Here is an 18,412-nt window from a genome sequence, read left to right as displayed (position 1 = left end):
TGCCTTTTAAGTGGGCCAGCGTTGCTTCTAACTCGAGAAAGCGTTATTATATAAAATAGGAATATTATAAAGACAATTAGAGAATTTTATTGGGGAGGAAGCAGATCGTGCTTGAAACTGCTAATTGGATACAAAAATATTTTAATCAATCACCAGATGCAATCTTCTTATTTAAAAATGATGATCTTTTAGTTAGTAATGAGCCGGCTCAGCGGTTAGTAACTATGCTTAATTTAGATGTTAATTACCTACTGCAAATTGGTAAAAACGCTTGGTCACAACTAGAAAATGATGATTGTGCTTCATGCTTGATTAAAAAGCGGTTAACGGGAGCTACCGTTCCGATAACGTTTCACTCCAACGCTACTCATCCTTTTCATTTTTCAATGGTTTATCGTCCTCTTGACGATAAAGAAAGTGTCTTTGCCCTGACTCTTGAAAATCGTGAGCAACAGCAACGCCTTTCGCAGATTGAAGAGCACCGAATTCTCAATCAATACGTAAATGAAGCACACGAAAAGGAACGGCAAAAAATCTCACAAGATCTTCACGATAGTGTTGCACAGGGAATCTACGCCGCAATAATGGGCATTCAAAGATTAGCAACTGTGCAAAAGCAAAGAAATACTGAGCAATTTCAAGCAATGAGTGCTGCAATCGAAAAGCAGTTACAAATGACCCTTAAAGAGATTAAAGGGCTCGCACTTGATATTCGCCCCTCAGTTCTTGACAATTTTGGCTTAATTCCGGCAATCAAAGCTTTGGCGAAACGTCTTCAAAATAGTACAGGAATCACAATTGATGTTATAGCCCTTACCTCTGCTGAAAAATTACAAAAAAACATTCAAAACGTTCTTTACCGCATTACACAAGAGGCAATTAATAACGCAATTAAACATGCTCATTCAACAGAAATAAGTATTATTGTTACGGATCACAATAGTTACCTTCAGTTAGAGATTCTTGATAATGGAATTGGATTTGATATTGATCAGCATAGTGGATTTAATGGGCATTCACTTGGATTAATGAATATGAATGAACGCGTTAAGGCATATAACGGAGCCTTTACAATTACATCAAAAATTAATAAGGGAACGACAGTCAAGGTAAAGTTTCCCTATAATAATGCTTTAAATAAGGATATGGTGAGAACAAATGTATAACGTTTTAGTTGCAGACGACCACGCAATTGTTCGCTCAGGAATTTCATACTTAGTCGATCTTCAACCGAATTTTACGGTAGTTGATGGGACAGCGAGTGGAACTGATACATATATTCGAGTTGAACAAGGCGGAATTGATATCTTAATTATGGATTTAAGTATGCCCCCTGGTGAAAATGGCCTAATTACTACTCGTCGAATCCATGATAAGTTTCCCAAAGTTAAAATTATCATTCTCTCGATGCATGAAGAACAGGAATATATCAACAAGGCAATGGCAAATGGCGCAATGTCTTATATTTTGAAAAGTTCACCAGATAGCGAAATTGTTAATGCCCTAAAACATGTTATAAATGGCGAGAAATATCTTGATGCAAATATCATTGTTAGTAAGACAGATATTAGAGAAATAAATGCATCTGGTAATACCTTAAAATTAAAGGGCTATAATAGTCTTTCAAAAAGGGAGAAAGAAGTCTTTCCACTTATTGCTTTAGGGTATTCAAATAAAGAGATCTCACAAAAGATGTTTATTTCAACAAAGACAGTGGAAGCCCATAAAGCAAATATTTCACGCAAACTTCACTTACATGGACGGGTTGAACTAGTACAGTATGCTATTCATCACCATTTAATTGACCTTTAACTAGGCGGGGATTCTTAATTAGGAAGAATCCCCGATTTTATTTACGTCGATGTTTTTCTACAATAAAGAAAATACGATTAAAGGAGTGGATTCCTAATGGCTACAAACCTTAGTCGAGATGATGAATTACGAGGAATTCTTAGTGATATTGCTCGCAAACGTTTTACTAATAGTCGACAAGTTAATCCGATTTCTAACTTATTTTTAACAACTAAATACGCAGTTGAAAAACAATATATTTCTGGAGCAGTTATCGACGCATCATTTAGTTCAACATTAGCAGAGATAAATTTAAAAGATGCTGCTTTAACTGATCGCGGCCGTAATAAGCTTGCACAACTTCTTGCTCAATCAACAAAGGAGAATTAATTAAGATGGATATTCAAGATAAGCTAAAACGAGATTACGAAAATAAATCGATCTATACTGCAGGCTTTTACGCAGACCCAGACAATGAACTTGCAAATCGCAAAAAATTATTTGATGCCTTAAAATCATTAGTCGAGAATCAAGAAACAACTACTCCGTTTGCCTTACAAATCATGCTTACAAATGGTGAAATTAATGTAATGCCCCTCGGCCTTGTTGATCTTGATGAACTTAAAAAATATGAAAATGAACAACGGTCCAAGCACGGTTTAGATGAACATAACGATGATATTCCTCTGCTAATCCAATATGCCCCTCATGCAGAAAAAAAAGAAGTGGTTAAAGAAAAAAAAGGCACCGTGCAAGATCTTTTCACAAACTTCAATGAACAAATTGAAAAAATATGGCAAACTGTTAAGAAATTTATGCAAGATAATTTTGCTTTACTAACGATTATCGAAAAAGATTTAATTGCAGATAGTCAGAATGTGATGCAAGAGTATCAACTCACTTTTTCTAAGATGACTGAGGCGGAACGAAAAGAAAAGCTGGGATTTAGTGTTCCAGAAAATGAAATCAACCAATTCTGCCGCTACATGGCTGATATGCATGAAGTTCAAGCAATCGTATTATCTGCGGGGGCCTTTGCTAACCATGAGCTTCTTGGTAAAAATTCCTTTACTGAAATGATAAGCGATAATATTCGACGGAGTACCCTCTTTTGGGTTCTTGATAATACCTTCTACGAAATTTACTATTATTTCTACATGAGTAATGACAATGATAAACTCCATAAGCGACTTAAACATCAACGAGAAGCCCTCATCGTTAATATGCGTAATGATGCTTTTCATCGTGCACAAGAATTTACTGAGAAACAAATTAAAAATGTTGATTTTAATGAGTATTTCAGTGATATCTTCATCCCCGTTGCTGAACAAATAATTGCTGAAGTAAATAAATTTAAGGACTGATATTGTGAATTTAACACCAGATGAACGGTTGGTAGATGCATTAACAACCGTTATTTATCAATATCCTCCAATGGTTCGCGAAATGATTAACTTGAGTACTGGTGAAGAAGAACGGCGGCTAAGGTTGTCGCTTTTTGAGGCTTTTAGTTATTTCAACGAAAAAGAGCTCACAATTGATCAAATCACAGCTGCTCAACTACCAGAACTATTGGCATTAGCAACTCATTTGAATCCTCCTTCTTTTCAGCCAAATAACCTAACTCCTGGGGAATTCGCTAGTCAAAAAGCTTATTCATATGTTGCGAGCTACTTAATGAATCGCTTTGTCCGTTCACTAAGTACTGTAGGTAATCCTCCACAAATAATTGAGGAGTTGACAACTGACGCTGGAGATGTGATGCTTGCACAGATTCGACGGCTACAGTTTAACTATAATCAGCAATTTAAGGTAGCTGACTATTTAGCAGATGTTAAAGCACGATGGGGATTACTTGGAACAATGACTGCAAAACAAAGTGCCGTCCTTAGCGGAGCAAAAAGGGAAATTGTTTCACTTGCAGGACAGATTGGTCAAGCCTTTGGTACTGCTAGTTATATTACACATGAGTTTCAACAACTCAGTAATGATCCCGACTCATTTGTAAAGATGATAACGAGTGGTCAGTATCCCCTGGCACTTTTATTCGCGCGCCAACAGAATCCACAATGGTTTAGTAATTTCTTCTCTTCAGATCATCGTCCTTCACAAGCGATGTTTAAGCAAGCCCATCAATTAGCACTTGAACGAATTGATGATGTCAAACAACTAATTGCTGATATCTTCTCCCAGCTAATCCTTGATATTAAAGTGTTACCAGCTGGTCAAACTCAGGATGCATTGTTTCGATTAGTTGAAAAATTAAAAAAAGAATAATTTAAAACTAAAAATGGAGATTAAGGAAGAATTATCCTCATCTCCATTTTTTCAATGTATTATTTAACGATGTGAACATCACCATGAATGTAATGTTTCCATAGAGCAAACCAGCAAATTACACCGGTTAACGCTAAGAGTGCAATTCCAAGCTCATAACTGCCTGTCCATTGGTAAATATAACCAATAATTAGTGGTGGAAAGAAACCTCCTAAGCCACCAACTGCTCCAACGAAACCAGTAACCGCTCCCGTATTACCTTGGGATACATATGGAACCATTTTGAAGACAACCCCGTTACCAATCCCTGCAGAAAGACCAACCAAAACAATCCCTGCGATAAACATGAATTGATTGTGAAAACTAAGCATAATCCAAATAGCAAAAATAACGATTGCTACAAAGACCCATTGTAATAATGCCATGGGGCGTTTTCTATCAGCAAGGTAACCACCAAATGGACGAACTAACGTACATACGAAAGCAAATAATGCTGAATAAAGGCCGGCAGTAACAGGCGTATAATGAAACATCCCGGTTAAGAACGTCGGTGTTAAGTTTGTAAATGCAACGAATAAACCGAATGTCAGAAAGTAAAACAGTGATAAGTACCATGTTCCACTGTCCGCGGCAACAGACAATGCGCCCTTAATCGTTTTACTTTTATCAACTGGCATTTCTTTACAAAAAACTGCGAAAAGAACACCAAAGATCACTGTAAGAATAATCAAAAAGTAGTAAACACTATCAAATCCCGCTGCCTTGGAAATATAAGGTAAAGTCATGGCAGCCACAGCATTCCCCATATTCCCCATTGAAACGATTCCCAGGGCTAGTCCTTGCTGTTCTGGCGGAAACCAAACTGAAGCATAAGAAACTCCAACGGCAAATGATGTTCCTGACATCCCAACAAGCAATGCGGCAAAGAGCAACATTCCAAATGAATGAACATGTGGAATCATAATTAGTGGAATCAAAATAAAGGCCATTAAGATCAAATAAACCTTTTTTCCGCCGTAACGGTCACTTAAGATCCCTACTGGAATTCGCATAATTGATCCCAAAAGGACTGGTGTCGCTAATAACAACGTTCGCTGCGATACATCCAAATTGAACATCTCAGCAATTTGGGATGCAAGTGGCGCAAAGTTAGACCACGACATAAAACAAACAATCATTGCAAGCGTGGAGAGGATCAATGCAGTATAAGCATTTCTCCTACTCCCATGAGCAACATCTTTAACACTTGACATAATCAAGTCCTCCTCCTATGTAATTCTAACTATCTTCTAGAGTAATCTAGCCACCACTAACCGGCGGAATGATTGCGATTTCATCATCGACCTCTAAGGTAATTATATCTGCGTTAACAAATTCTTGATTAATTGCTATCCGCGAATTTGCTAAAGTTGACGTCAGTTGTGGTGCCCGCTGGCTAATTTGCTTAAGAAGGTCATCTACTCGAATAGGATTAGCAACATCAAGAGTAATAGATGGTCCTAACTGATCTTGTAAAAACGCAAATAATTTAACGTTAATTTCCATTAGTTTCCCCACCTTACCTTATCTGTATCATATTCCTTTTTCCAGATTGGTACTTCATGCTTAAGTGTATCAATCACATGTTGGCACCATTTGAATGCTTCTGCACGATGCGGAGCCGCCACACCTACAAATACCGCGATATCAGTAAGCGTCAATTCGCCAGTCCGGTGAGCGACAACAACGCGTCCTCCTTGTTCTTCAATTGGTGCTGCAATTTTTTCTAATTGTTTTTCCGCCATGGGATGATAAGCTGAATACTCAATCTTAGTAGTCTCGATCTCGCCAGTCCATTGACGAACAGTGCCGACAAACATATCAATTCCTCCATATTCTGGAGCAACAAGCTGTTTATACATCTCACTTACATCAATGGGTTCATCGCTTATTCGTAAATAATGCAACAATAATCACCCGCCTTTATAATGCTTATTATTACACAAGATAATAGTTCTTTAGAATTAGTCAAATCCCTAATAATAGGATTTTAAGAGACTTGTTATACTAGCACCTGAATGAAAGGACGATTAATCAATGAATACTTTAATTCTCTACGATACACTCTACGGTCATAACTTCGAATTAGGAAACTTTATTCACCAAACTATCCTTCCGTCTGCCATTTTTCTTTCTTTTAAGGAGGCTCTCCAAGTAAAATTAGATAGTATTGACTTACTTATCCTCTGTCCCTGTACTTATGGGGAAGGACAACTCACAGCCTCTGAAGAAAAGTTCTATAATTATCTTTGTCAGTTTTCTGTCCCAAGGCTGGTTTATTATATTGCAGGTGTAGGAGATAAAAATTTTGGCCCAGCAAAATTTGCTAACGCAGTAAATACTTTTGATCACCAGTTGCGTCAGCACGGTGCCTCACCATTAGCATCTTCATTAAAAATCGACTATGAAGACCTGCCAACTGCTCAACAAACAGTTACTGATGAAATCACTAATTTCTTAAGAAAAGGAAGAGATTCTAATTACTAAGCATCATTATCATCTAACACTTTTTACTGCGATTTTATTGGTTATTATTACAGTAGTTTTCGCTCTTTCTTGTGGGCGCATCTACTATTCACCAATCATAATCCTTCAAACGCTATTTCATTCCCAAAGTAATCCTGCTGCAGCAAACATTATTTTTAACCTTCGCCTTCCCAGAATCATCGGTGCGCTGTTAATTGGCGCTGGCCTAGCAATGGCTGGTTGTTCTTTCCAGAGTGTTTTTCATAATCCTTTGGTCTCGCCTGATATTTTAGGGGTGTCGTATGGTTCGGCCGCCGGGGCTGCTAGTGCAATTCTCTTAGGCTATGGCATTGGACTTACTCAGCTTTTTGCTTTTGTTGGTGGAATTATTGCGGTCAGTTTAACTTTATTGATTGCCCAAATCCTTCATCAGCGCGGAACCTTAATTCTAGTATTAGCCGGAATTGTGATTTCTGGTTTTATGCAGGCATTAGTTGGATTACTAAAGTACATTGCTGATCCGGATTCACAATTACAAAGTATTGTCTACTGGCAACTAGGTAGTTTAGCAAAAGTTGATTTTTCGAATATTATTGCTGTCCTTCCCTTTTTGATTATAGGTACAATAATTCTATTTGTTCTTCGCTGGCATATGACAATTCTTTCACTTGGCAACCAACAAGCACGTCTAGAAGGAATCAATGTGGATATGGAGCAACTACTGATAATTACCGCCAGCACGTTTTTAACAGCTGCAACAGTTTGTCTTAGCGGAAATATTGGCTGGATTGGACTTGTAATTCCGCATATTGCTCGACTTTTAGTTGGGGATAATACAAAAGAAACCCTTCCCCTTGCAGCAGTTATTGGTGCGCTATTTTTGTTAATTGTCGATACAATGGCTCGATCCCTATCGGCAGGGGAAATTCCATTAAGTATCCTAACTGGCTTCATCGGCGCACCCTTATTTGTTTATATTCTAATTAAGAAGAAGGTGCAATTAAATTGAAAGTCCTCGAAGTTGATAACCTTAGTTTTGCCTATTCAAAAACACATCCGGTCTTTCACAACGTTAACTTTAGTCTTGAAGCTGGAAAGGTATTTACTATCCTTGGCCCTAACGGTGTTGGAAAATCAACACTTCTCCACTGTTTAGTCGGCCTTTTGACACCAAATGAAGGAACCGTAATAGTTAACGGAAAAGAGCTTGGAAATTTGAAGCACAAAACGCTTGCACAACAAGTTGCCTATGTTCCTCAGGATTATCATATTAATTCCAATCTCACAGTACTTGATTATTTATTAACTGGTCGTGCACCTTACCTTTCTTTTCTCCAAACTCCGCATCAGAAAGACGTTCAACTTGCTGAAACCTATTTACAACGTTTTCATCTTTCACCTTTTCGTGATCATCCCTTTATCTCATTAAGCGGTGGTCAACAGCAGCTAATTACGATTATTCGAGCCCTACTTCAAGAACCGCGCTTGTTAATTCTCGATGAACCTATGGCAGCCCTTGATTTAAGTCGACAGTACGAAATATTAAAACTAATTCAAGACTTAGTTCAGCAAAAAATCACCATTATTCTTACTACTCACCTTCCAGACCATGCTTTAATGCTACCAACTACAATCGGCCTTCTTGATTCAAAAGGTTCCATGGTTACTGGATCGTGTGAGGAGTTAATGACAACTGAACAGCTAGAAAGGATTTATCATGTTCCACTAACTCTTACTTACCTCCCCCAATTACAACGATATACTTGTCAAATTAAGATATAGTTAAAAGCCTCTCCTAACTTGGATAATTTCCAAATCAAGAGAGGCTTTTTAGACTAATTTTCACCAGCCAAAATTTGCTTTGCCTGTTTAACTGTTAAATTGTAGTGGTAGTATTTTTGATAAAATTTTTGAACTTCAGAGACCATGTTAATATTCTTCATTTCTTGGGGATGAAGAGTCTTAGCTGCCCATAAGACTTGAAGTGCTTCTTCTGCACTATAACGATCCCATGGGAAGGTACCTTGAGGATTTCCGTATACTTTGTTTTCTCGCACAGCCTTCAATTGGTTTAGCTGACGATTGGCACGTAATGCTTTTCGCGCTTGGGCAGTAGACGTACTACCAACGATAATTACATCCGGATTTGCTTTGATTAATTCTTCAGGCGTGACTGAAATCTGATTTCCCTTTTTAGAAATAGCATTCTTTCCACCTGCCAGTTTAATCCATTCGTTAACAATTGTTTTTTGCCCGTCAACCTTGGTGAGATCTGTTGCATTAACAATATGAAGAACCGTTGGCGTTGATTCGCGGCTCTTCAAATGCTGCTTAACAAGGTTAATATTGTTTGTTAATTCTTTGTTGTATTGTCGAGCAATCCTTGGAGAATTTCCACCTAAAATATTTGCAGTTAATGTAACTGACTTCTTTAACCCAGCAAAATCGGTATACATTGCATTAACTGTTGGTAATTTTGCTTGACGGGATTCCTTTATTTGAGCTTGATCGGAGGCAATTACAACGTCCGGTTTTGTCTTTACCAATTCTTCAACTTGAATTTGATTGCCTGCTAACGGTGCAGCAACTTTAACAATTTTTGGATCTACTACTGTGAACCAATGCTGTTTCTTAACAAGAGGAGTAGTGGCAACTAGCTTATTTTGTCCCCCTAATAACAGCACAACCTGATTATTAGCATGCCATAAGTCAGCAACACGGTTAACTTTCTTTGGAATCTTTATTTTCTCCCCTGTCATATCTGTTACGGTTCTTGTTGAACTGGCCATCGCCGAACTGCTAATAATACTACTAAACAGTAAAAAGATTGCTAAAAATTTCAATAATTTTTTCATTATGGTCTCCTCTATTTTATTTAATTTAATTATAGGTGAGTTAAATACAAATAAAATAAGGGTTTTTATCTAATTCCCTAATATTTTCTTACTCTTTTTCGTATTAAAATCAAAGAAAATGGAGGAATATTTTATGAAGCGAAATCTTAAATCAGCAGTATATAAACACCTAAACTTTACTAATGATTTTCAAAATTTCTTTGATTTTCCGGATTTTCGTGAAATGAGACCAATCATCCGTGAAGCAGTTCAGCAGCTTGCTAAAGATAGCTTTTCGCAACCAGTCTTACCTGTTAAAATTGAGCATCAGGCCCTTGCAATTGAGCAACAATTGGAACGGGAAACTAGAAAATATCAGCAACAAGACGGTTTCTACCCTAATCAGCAGTCTGAACTCCATAATTTAATCCGGCTCTACACAAACCTCTTACAAACGATTAGTAAACGTGAAATAATTGATCAAGAGATTGAAGATGTTATTTATGCCGTCAACCAAACTCGTGAAAGTCTCCGTAAACTAAAAAAGCTTGAAGGTTCCGGAGATTTATATGAGGATAATCAAGATAAGGAACTTGTGCCAGGAACCTTTTATGATATTGTAACGCGACAGCTAATCCGACCTTACTTGTTAAATCCACAGGGAAAGATGATTCCGAAAAACGTTAATTACGAGGGACGACAATTAGTAATTCAAATGATTACTTATTGCTATCGTGACTGGGATTCTTATCTTACCCACCAATACGATGAGCAATACAACATTAAAAATGAACGTGGCCTGACAAGCAGGGAGTATTACGATAAATTAGAGGAAAACGAACTGAAATATGCTGACCATGCCTATGCTGAGGTGATTGCAGATACGTTTAACGAATTTAAGAAAATTCTTGTCCCCGAATATCTTGCCGCTCTTGATATTATGTCAACTAACATTGAGAAAATTCTCATCCAATATCCTCGTCTCCGCCTGCAGTTCAATCAGGTAATCACAAAAAATTTTAAGCTCGATACCCATGGGAAAATGCACGTGATGGATGCCCCGCTCCAAGATATAAGAAATAAGTATAACTACTACCGTGAAAACTTTAGTTAGGAGATTTTAGATGATATGAAGCCCAAAATTACACCGGAAATGAAATTAGGGATGAGAGAGTTTGAAAATACCATGTTTATGCTCAAAGCAATCCCTCGTGAAGAAAATATCAATCGTTTTGCGCTTCAAGGTAACCTCATCCCAGAACGATTAGATAACATTGCCTGGTTCTTACCGGCATATCTTTCAGCCGATTTCAACCTCTTCTTTGTTTTTGCTCCAAACGTCAATAATCGTTGGGCAATTAGCTGCTCACAAGTTCATATCGAGAATGATAACCAAATTACAGCAATGAGCGAAACTGTTCCAACGGGCCTTGGCTTGAATGCAATAAATGAATTAAGTCCTAGTTCCGCAATTGAACTGGTAGCTTATCTAAAAACACTCGAAGTAAATGGATTAGGTTATTTCGACGAAGAAGTAGGCAAAGAAGATGATGATCGATAATTCTTAAATAACCACTTTTTTACAATTAGTGCATAAAAAACACCCTTCACATTTTCGTGAGGGGTGTTATCATCCGTTAATATCCGATATCTAATGTGCCTGTTATAGTTGCCCTTTATTTGTCATTAAACTGACAATTATGTTCACAAAGCAATATTAATCTCTAAACATAGATACAACTCTCTATATTCGAACTTTTACTAAAAAACCGCCCATAAATTCAAATCATATGATGATTTGAATCCCTAATAACAAGCCTTATTATCAAATATTCATAAAGAATAATTTGCGGTATACTATTAATAGACAATTTATTGCATTAGGGGTGCCCATAGTGCTGGGCTGAGATATGCAGTGATGCATGGACTCTAGAACCTGTAAGTTAACGCTTGCGTAGGAAAATGCATCGGACTTTAATACTCAAAGTAGGTGTATGTCCTACCTTGAGTATTTTTTATTTAAGGAGCTAATTTTATGGTACAACATCAAATTGACTGGTCACTGATCGATCGAGTTCGTACTAAAAACCCGATTGTCCTTAATCTCGCCAATTTAGTAACAATTGATAAAGTTGCCGATGCTGTTAGTGCTGTCGGAGCGTCGCCGATCATGTCTGTTGAGCCCACTGAAGCAGATGAGATGGTGGCGCTGGCCAATGCCCTTTCTATCAATCTCGGAACAATTAATGAACATCAGGCAGCACAAATTAGGACGGTTTTGCGAGCTGCCACGCCACTAAAGCCCCTCGTTTTAGACCCAGTAGCGGTAAGTGCGGTTCCATCCCGCTTAAAGTTTGTCCATTCATTGCTAAATGATTTTCATTTTGATGTTATTCGTGGTAATGCCAGTGAAATTGCTGCCTTAGTAGAGGCTGACAATACTAGTCATGGGATTGATGCAGGTAAAGTTCCTAACCAGGTTCAAATTGCCGAAACGTGTGCTCGACGTTACCATTCAATTGTAGTCTTGACTGGTGAAACTGACATAATAACTGATGGGCAAGTTATCTATGAAAATCCCTTTTCTGCCGAGATGTTAACGATGAATGTGGGTAGTGGCGACATGCTTTCTAGTATCATCGCTGCATTTTTAGGGACTACTACTAATACTTGGGATGCTTGTATTGTTGCAACGGTTTTGGTATCTGCTGCTGGGGTATTAGCTAACCGTTATTCAGTAGGTCTAGGTTCGTGGCAAGTACAATTTTTTGACCAGCTTTCGATTATGGATACAAAAGCATTACTAGAATTCTTTGATGAAAGTGAGGAAGATTACCTTGATTAATGATTATCCCCAGGCTCTAACAATTGCTGGAACTGATAGTGGCGGTGGTGCTGGTATTCCAGCAGATGTAAAAACGATGCAAATGCGAGGCGTATACTCAGCGATGGTAGTTGTAGCAGTCACTGCGCAAAATACATTAGGAGTGCAAGATGCCCTGCCAATGCCTGAAAAATTAATTGATGAGCAATTTGCTTCAATCGCTGATGATTTGAAAATTAGGGCTTGTAAAACGGGGATGCTTGCTGACCCTATCCGCGTAAGAGCAGTTGTCCGAAATTTAAAGAAATATGATTTAGGACCGCTTATTGTCGATCCGGTCATGGTAGCAAAAGGGGGCGCAAAGTTACTTAGTGATGATGCAATTTCAATTGTAAGGGATGAACTTATCCCCCTCGCCTCCCTGGTTACGCCAAACATTCCAGAAGCTTGTGAGTTGACGGGAATCGCAATAAGGGATAAAAATGATATTAAAAAGGCTGCCCGCGAATTGCAAAAGCGCGGAGCAAAAAATATTCTCATAAAAGGTGGCCATGCAGAATCTTCAGACAAGGCTGATGATTATATTTTATTTGAAGATGGTAATGATATGTGGTTGACTGCGCCTCGTGTTAATACTAAAAATACTCACGGAACTGGTGATACAATTTCTGCATGTATTACTGCGGAAATTGCTAAGGGTCACTCCATGGAACAGGCAATTATGATTGGGAAGACATATGTTGAAAAGACGATTAGCAAGGGTATTAACGTTGGTCACGGTCATGGGCCACTTAATCACTGGGTTAAAATTGAAGGAGACGATCTAAAATGATGTTTGATCCAAAAATGTTACAAGTATACTTAGTTGGCGGAACACAAGATGTTCATAATGATGTTGTTAAATTTCTCGAAAAAGTGGAGCTAGCAATGAAGAGCGGTATCACCGCCTTCCAATATCGAGAAAAAGGAAATTCGAAGTTACGTCCTAATGAACGAGTAGACTTAGGACTAGAATTACGGACTTTATGTACGCGCTATGGAATTCCATTGATTGTTGATGACGATTATGAATTGGCTCAGCAAATAAACGCTGATGGAGTTCACGTTGGGCAAAATGATACTAAAATTGAACAAGTATCTGTCGCTGTAGGTCATCAGATGTTCATCGGCTATTCCTGTAATACACCAGAACAAGTTGAACGTGCTAATATAATGGACTTTGTTGATTATATTGGCTGTGGTCCCGTTTTCCCTACAAAATCAAAGCCTGACGCTGATACTGCTATTGGTATCAATCGTCTTGAACGTTTAAATATGATTAGTGAACGTCCTGTAGTTGCAATTGGGGGCATCGATGAAGAAAATATGAAAGTTGTTCACGACACTGGAGTTGCAGGTCTAGCTGTTATTTCCCTAGTCTTTGATAGCAAGGATCTTGCAGCAACTGTAAAGAAAATGAAGAATTTGTATAAATAAAAATAGCAAGGTTGGAAGTAATTTCAGCCTTGCTATTTTATTAGGGAATGTTTTTACTAAAGATTATTTTGTCCTTGCTTCCTGCATCCACTTTGAAATTCCAATTGAAATTGCGACTCCAATCCCCAACGGAAGAAAAGCTGTAAAGTTAAGGTGACAAACTTCAAATAACATAAATAATGCCATTAACGGTGCCTGCTGTGACGCTGCCAAAAATAATGAGGCGCCGATAACTGCACACTGAGTTAAAGTCACAACCGGGAAGAAGTGCATGTAAGGAATACCAAGAAATACTCCAATAACTGCTCCAGCGGCAATCGATGGTGTCAGTGTTCCTCCATAGCCCCCACATTTGATTGTAAATAAGGTAACTACTACTTTAGCAACGAGGCCAAACAAGAGCGCTCCTAGAGCCTGAGAATTGATAGTGGTCGTATTCATGGCTAATTGAGCAAGTCCCCGCCCGTTTCCCATAATTTGTGGATAAAAAGCTGCAATTGCTCCTGCTGAGAATGATAAAAGCGGTAATTGCCAGAAAATGTTTTTACCCGTTGCCCGTTTACTAGAAGCTGCTTTAACTCCTTGTTTAAACCAGGTTCCAGTTACTCCAAGGATTAAGCCTAACACAATTGCTAATGGAACAGATAGCAAAGAGAAATCTCGACTCCCAACAATATAATATGGTTCGAATCCTTTTAAAATCGAACCAATCATCGTTGCAATTACTGACATGATTAAGCTAACGGAAACTGAACGAGCATTAATGCGCCGGTATAAAATTTCTAAACAGAAAACAGTTCCTGTAATAGGTGCAATATAGACCCCCGCGAAGCCAGCTCCAGCAGCAGCGGCGATCAACAAACGTTTATCTTCATCATTGAGGTGCAACCATCGATAAGAATCAAGCACTCGGGACCATTTCTGAGCGATAGCAGCCCCTGCTTCTCGTGGGGCTAATTCACGACCGATAGAATTCCCAGTCCCTACAAAAAAGATCTGGGTAACTACGTGAATGAATGTTTTTCTTAACGGCATCTTTTTACCATTTAGGGCATTTTTAATGCTAACTGGATGATAATGGCGCTGAAGGAAGTACCAAATAATGGTAGCGATTATCCCCCCTATTAGCACTGAGACAAATCGATGAATAGGAAAAATATTAATATTAACCGGAATTTTATTTGTCTCGTTAAAATTTAAAAAATAATGCTCTGTTAAATCTAGAATAGCGCTAAGGATCAATGAGCTAAACCCAACGCCTATTCCAAGAACAACCGTTGCAATAGCTAATGGAATGTTCTCTTGCGTTTCTTTCATCTTTTCGTCTCCTCGTATTATATAAATCAACTTTCAGTTTATCACGGATGAATGTAAAAAGATAACAGCAATCTTTTACTATGTTGAATATTATGTAAACTAAAATAAGACCGAAGAATAAGCGTTAAACTTCTTTCTCGGTCTTATTTCTATCTCAGATTATTGTTGGACATACGTCTGTGTTTGGGGATCAAATTCAAATGTTAATTTTTGATCATTTAATTCTACAAAGATCTTTCGGTAATTTTTATCATAACCATTATGAAGCATATCTATTGTTGCTCCATTTTGCGAAGCCTTGATTTGATAAAGGTTGTATTCACCACTTTGATAAGCAAAGTCAAGGCCGTTATCTTGGTAATGAATATATGAGGCATGTTGTCCATATAAGCGGAAGGTCATTGTTTCATTAGGTTCATCACTAATATGACTTACTTCAGGTCCCCATGGAATAATCGTATTCTTTTTAACGAATAATGGTAACTTATCAATTGGCGCTTCTACTAAAATTGACCGCCTACCTGCATACTCAACACCATTCCAAAAGTCAATCCACTCTCCTGCTGGTAAGTAGACTGCTCGTGTATTTTGGCCTTCTTGAACTACGGGAGCAACTAGTAATTCATCGCCAACCATATATTCATCGTTCATTGTCCGAACAGTAGGATCCTGATCGTAGTTTAATACTAACGGACGCATTATTCCGAGCCCATTCTTTGTCTCCTTGTAACAAAGGTCGTATAAGAATGGAATAAAACGATATCTTAACTTTAAATACTTCCGGTAGATTGAGAGCGTTGGTTCACCGAATACCCAAGGTTCTTGTGCACGGGTTCCCATTGAAGCATGATTACGATAGAGCGGACTAAATAAGGCTGCCTCAATCCACCGTGTTAGCATTTCGGCCGTGGCATCTGCACCAAATCCACCAATATCAGTTCCAGCAAAGGTAAAGCCGCTCATTCCTAAATTACATAGTTGAGGAATCATCATTTGTAAATGAGGCCACAAACTTTGATTATCCCCTGTCCAGACGGTTGAATACTTTTGCGTTCCCGCATAAGCTGCCCGGGTAATGACATAAGGTCGTTTATGGCTGTATTTCTTTAATCCATTGTAAGTAGCCTTTGCCATATTATGTCCGTAAACATTATGCAATTTCTTATGGGTAGAAGGGTATTTTCCGTCACTAAAGACAATATTATCAGGGATTTCACCTTCAAATGATGCTGGTTCGTTCATATCGTCCCAAATTCCAGCTGTTCCGGTATCAACAAGGTATTTACAATTATCAGCCCACCATTGTTGTACCTCTTCTCGGCCAAAGTCAGGGAAAACAGCATCGCCAGGCCAAACCTTATTAACATAAACGGTCCCATCAGGATTCTTAACAAAGTATCCTTTCTTAAGTCCTTCTTTATAAATTTTATACTTTTTATCTTGCTTAACACCGGGGTCAATAATCGGCATTACTCTAAATCCTTGGTCTCTCAATTTTGAAACAAATGCTTGAGGATCAGTAAACTTTTCTTTGTTCCAAGTAAATACTCGGTAACCATCCATATAGTCAATATCAAAGTGGATCACATCACAAGGAAGATCATTTTCTCGCAGTTTAGTCGTAATTTCTTGAACTTTTTCAGGACTTACACTGTACCCCCAACGCGATTGCTGATAACCAAGTACCCAGTTTTGTGGCAATGGAACGCGCCCAGTAAGGTAAGTATAATTTGTAACAATATCTCTCAAGTGCGGGCCCCCGATAATGTAATAATCAAGATTACCGGCGACTGCGGAATAAAAGTAGTAATTAGCATTTTCTTTTCCTAAATCAAGATGGCTCCGATAAGGATTATCAAAGAAGAGACCATATGGATGACCATTCTTCAAACCTAACATAAAAGGAATAGACTTATAAAGCCGGGTAAAACTTTCTACTTGGGGTGCTGGATTATCAGTGTTCCAGTTATCGTATTCGTAGCCTCGTTTATTCAAGTACCCAGTTTTATCACCAAGACCATATATCTGCTCATCAGTAGCTAAAGATTTAATTACCTCAAAATATGTCTTATCTTGGTCACTTCCACCAGCGATATCATGACCTTCTGCGGCAACTAATTTTGCATGAGCCTCATCTAGTCCACGGTCAATCGGTGTTCGCTTACCTTGATAATCAATGACTAATGGATGACCCTCCTTGTCATATACATCCATTTTCTCGTTGTCGTATATTTTCACAATTAACGCTGCCGTAGTTAATTCAAGATGGTCACCATGATCTAAAACTGTAAATTTAGTTTTAATTGTCTTATCGCCTTCAATGGCATATGATGCTCCTTTTTCACCGTGATCTTGAAATACTCGAATGATTTCAGGCGTAATAACTGATAAAATAATTGAACTGTTTTGATAATTAATCGTAACCCTTTGATCAACAATTGCATATCCACGTAATTGGTTATTCATTAATATCGTCCTTCCACTTTTTTTCTTTTATTGTATCGCATTTATTTTAAATGTAAACGTTTTCGTAGAGGGAGGATAACTTTTTAAGAATAAATGGGATATAATTAATTGTAATAATGAAAATGAATGAGGCTTATAAATAATGCATAAAAAAGCACAAATTGGATTCGGACTTTTTTGTTGGATTCTATTCGGAGTATTACTCTTCAATGTTTTAACTAAATCTTTATTTATTCGTTCAATTGATGCGGGTGGTTTTGCCCTAACCACTCCAGTATCTGAGATCAAAACTAATATTCTAACCGAATTAACTTTTATGGGTGACCCAGTTACAGTTGGCATTATAACAATCGGCTTAATGCTTCTGTTATGGCGTCGCGGAAGAGCAACCGATAGTGTTTGGTATGGTATGTTACAATTTATCGGTTACTGTTTAGTAATATTAATCAAGTATAGCGTTACTCGTCTTCGTCCTTCCTATCGGTTAATTGATGTTAGTGGATATAGTTTTCCAAGTGGACATACCTTTTCAACAGTTATTTTTACTTTTACGATCTTAGCTCTTCTTTTACCCTATTGTAAAGTTAAATGGCAGAAGGTATTATTAAAAATCCTCGGCGCACTATGGATTATTATTATTATGTATTCACGAGTTTATTTGCGGGCTCATTTTACTTCCGATGTAATTGGGGCCTTCTTCTTAGCTAGCGGATGGTGGTTATTAGCTAATAGTCAGCGCGCTATTTTCTTTCATTGGTTACAAAAACCAGTCAATAAAGTCTAATTATCAAAACACTTAGCTGCAATCAATGAGCAATTATAGCTAAGTGTTTGCTGTTTTACTACTGTTTCTGGATCAACTGAGATGGCCTTTATAGAGCATAATAAAACCCTCTTTAGCGATATCCGAAGCTAAAACAGA

General features: G+C 37.9%; 20 protein-coding genes and 1 riboswitch. Of the genes, 14 read left to right on the top strand and 6 right to left on the bottom strand.

The features are described from left to right. The first annotated feature begins 107 nt into the window (after positions 1 to 107). The 5 genes from AACL61_RS03790 (at position 108) to AACL61_RS03770 (ending at position 4,068) form a co-directional block, all read left to right on the top strand. The gene (locus tag AACL61_RS03790; RefSeq protein WP_063164058.1) at positions 108 to 1,166 is read left to right on the top strand and encodes a sensor histidine kinase; all 1,059 of its coding nucleotides are present in this window, start codon (positions 108 to 110) and stop codon (positions 1,164 to 1,166) included. After that, positions 1,159 to 1,812: a response regulator gene (locus tag AACL61_RS03785; RefSeq protein ID WP_063164057.1), complete on the top strand. Its 654-nt coding sequence runs from the start codon at positions 1,159 to 1,161 to the stop codon at positions 1,810 to 1,812. Before AACL61_RS03790 ends, AACL61_RS03785 begins: the two co-directional genes overlap by 8 nt. 96 nt (positions 1,813 to 1,908) lie before the next feature. Further along, positions 1,909 to 2,181, top strand: a complete 273-nt coding sequence (locus AACL61_RS03780) for a hypothetical protein (protein WP_063164056.1) — start codon at positions 1,909 to 1,911, stop codon at positions 2,179 to 2,181. A 5-nt stretch (positions 2,182 to 2,186) separates the two neighbouring features. After that, complete coding sequence (locus AACL61_RS03775) at positions 2,187 to 3,155, top strand: hypothetical protein (RefSeq protein WP_063164055.1); 969 nt, start codon at positions 2,187 to 2,189, stop codon at positions 3,153 to 3,155. Positions 3,156 to 3,159: 4 nt separating this feature from the next. Continuing rightward, positions 3,160 to 4,068 carry a hypothetical protein gene (locus tag AACL61_RS03770; RefSeq protein ID WP_063164054.1) on the top strand — a complete coding sequence of 303 codons (909 nt, stop codon included), beginning with the start codon at positions 3,160 to 3,162 and terminating at the stop codon, positions 4,066 to 4,068. Positions 4,069 to 4,127: 59 nt separating this feature from the next. Here the strand turns inward: AACL61_RS03770 and AACL61_RS03765 are convergent, their stop codons facing one another. The 3 genes from AACL61_RS03765 to AACL61_RS03755 are packed head-to-tail and all read right to left on the bottom strand — an operon-like array spanning position 4,128 to position 6,014. After that, positions 4,128 to 5,321 (bottom strand): nitrate/nitrite transporter, encoded by a 1,194-nt coding sequence (locus AACL61_RS03765; RefSeq protein WP_035156404.1) that lies wholly within the window; start codon positions 5,319 to 5,321, stop codon positions 4,128 to 4,130. Positions 5,322 to 5,367: 46 nt separating this feature from the next. Continuing rightward, on the bottom strand, positions 5,368 to 5,613 hold the full coding sequence (locus tag AACL61_RS03760; protein ID WP_086141268.1) for a MoaD/ThiS family protein: 246 nt from the start codon (positions 5,611 to 5,613) through the stop codon (positions 5,368 to 5,370). Further along, positions 5,613 to 6,014: a molybdenum cofactor biosynthesis protein MoaE gene (locus tag AACL61_RS03755; protein ID WP_029507461.1), complete on the bottom strand. Its 402-nt coding sequence runs from the start codon at positions 6,012 to 6,014 to the stop codon at positions 5,613 to 5,615. The genes AACL61_RS03760 and AACL61_RS03755 overlap by 1 nt, the downstream gene beginning before the upstream one ends. Before the next feature lie 130 nt (positions 6,015 to 6,144). Here AACL61_RS03755 and AACL61_RS03750 point away from each other — a divergent pair, with 130 nt between their 5' ends. Genes AACL61_RS03750 through AACL61_RS03740 form a run of 3 tightly spaced genes read left to right on the top strand, consistent with a single transcriptional unit; the run spans position 6,145 to position 8,355 of the window. Beyond that, positions 6,145 to 6,594: a flavodoxin domain-containing protein gene (locus AACL61_RS03750; RefSeq protein ID WP_102816525.1), complete on the top strand. Its 450-nt coding sequence runs from the start codon at positions 6,145 to 6,147 to the stop codon at positions 6,592 to 6,594. Beyond that, entirely contained in the window at positions 6,587 to 7,582 is a 996-nt protein-coding gene (locus AACL61_RS03745) for a FecCD family ABC transporter permease (RefSeq protein WP_180977141.1), read from the top strand. Before AACL61_RS03750 ends, AACL61_RS03745 begins: the two co-directional genes overlap by 8 nt. Then, entirely contained in the window at positions 7,579 to 8,355 is a 777-nt protein-coding gene (locus tag AACL61_RS03740; RefSeq protein WP_102816526.1) for an ABC transporter ATP-binding protein, read from the top strand. Before AACL61_RS03745 ends, AACL61_RS03740 begins: the two co-directional genes overlap by 4 nt. Before the next feature lie 53 nt (positions 8,356 to 8,408). Here AACL61_RS03740 and AACL61_RS03735 read toward each other — a convergent pair whose 3' ends face one another. Next, positions 8,409 to 9,428: an ABC transporter substrate-binding protein gene (locus AACL61_RS03735; protein WP_102816527.1), complete on the bottom strand. Its 1,020-nt coding sequence runs from the start codon at positions 9,426 to 9,428 to the stop codon at positions 8,409 to 8,411. A 133-nt stretch (positions 9,429 to 9,561) separates the two neighbouring features. On the opposite strand from AACL61_RS03735, the gene AACL61_RS03730 reads away from it, so the two are divergent. The 5 genes from AACL61_RS03730 (at position 9,562) to thiE (ending at position 13,707) form a co-directional block, all read left to right on the top strand. Continuing rightward, complete coding sequence (locus tag AACL61_RS03730; protein WP_102816528.1) at positions 9,562 to 10,521, top strand: hypothetical protein; 960 nt, start codon at positions 9,562 to 9,564, stop codon at positions 10,519 to 10,521. Between the two features lie 15 nt (positions 10,522 to 10,536). Beyond that, positions 10,537 to 10,968: a hypothetical protein gene (locus AACL61_RS03725; protein ID WP_102816529.1), complete on the top strand. Its 432-nt coding sequence runs from the start codon at positions 10,537 to 10,539 to the stop codon at positions 10,966 to 10,968. A gap of 311 nt (positions 10,969 to 11,279) precedes the next feature. Further along, a riboswitch (TPP riboswitch) is annotated at positions 11,280 to 11,385 on the top strand. A gap of 57 nt (positions 11,386 to 11,442) precedes the next feature. Beyond that, the gene (gene thiM, locus AACL61_RS03720) at positions 11,443 to 12,252 is read left to right on the top strand and encodes a hydroxyethylthiazole kinase (RefSeq protein WP_102816530.1); all 810 of its coding nucleotides are present in this window, start codon (positions 11,443 to 11,445) and stop codon (positions 12,250 to 12,252) included. Beyond that, positions 12,245 to 13,063, top strand: coding sequence for a bifunctional hydroxymethylpyrimidine kinase/phosphomethylpyrimidine kinase (gene thiD / locus AACL61_RS03715; RefSeq protein WP_102816531.1), 819 nt, complete (start codon positions 12,245 to 12,247; stop codon positions 13,061 to 13,063). The genes thiM and thiD overlap by 8 nt, the downstream gene beginning before the upstream one ends. Beyond that, complete coding sequence (gene thiE / locus AACL61_RS03710; RefSeq protein ID WP_102816532.1) at positions 13,060 to 13,707, top strand: thiamine phosphate synthase; 648 nt, start codon at positions 13,060 to 13,062, stop codon at positions 13,705 to 13,707. Before thiD ends, thiE begins: the two co-directional genes overlap by 4 nt. A 63-nt stretch (positions 13,708 to 13,770) precedes the next feature. On the opposite strand, the gene AACL61_RS03705 is transcribed toward thiE, so the two are convergent. After that, positions 13,771 to 15,024, bottom strand: coding sequence for a chloride channel protein (locus AACL61_RS03705; protein WP_339111011.1), 1,254 nt, complete (start codon positions 15,022 to 15,024; stop codon positions 13,771 to 13,773). Between the two features lie 159 nt (positions 15,025 to 15,183). Further along, positions 15,184 to 17,490: a glycoside hydrolase family 31 protein gene (locus tag AACL61_RS03700; protein ID WP_102816534.1), complete on the bottom strand. Its 2,307-nt coding sequence runs from the start codon at positions 17,488 to 17,490 to the stop codon at positions 15,184 to 15,186. Between the two features lie 142 nt (positions 17,491 to 17,632). On the opposite strand from AACL61_RS03700, the gene AACL61_RS03695 reads away from it, so the two are divergent. Next, a complete protein-coding gene (locus tag AACL61_RS03695; protein ID WP_153706696.1) occupies positions 17,633 to 18,274 on the top strand; it encodes a phosphatase PAP2 family protein in 642 nt (213 codons plus the stop codon). Positions 18,275 to 18,412: the final 138 nt, after the last annotated feature.

The organism is Limosilactobacillus reuteri subsp. porcinus (assembly GCF_036621895.1).
In the GTDB taxonomy this organism is placed as follows: domain Bacteria; phylum Bacillota; class Bacilli; order Lactobacillales; family Lactobacillaceae; genus Limosilactobacillus; species Limosilactobacillus reuteri_J.
Note: the sequence above shows the minus strand (reverse complement) of the source record. Positions and strands in the feature narration are given on the sequence as shown.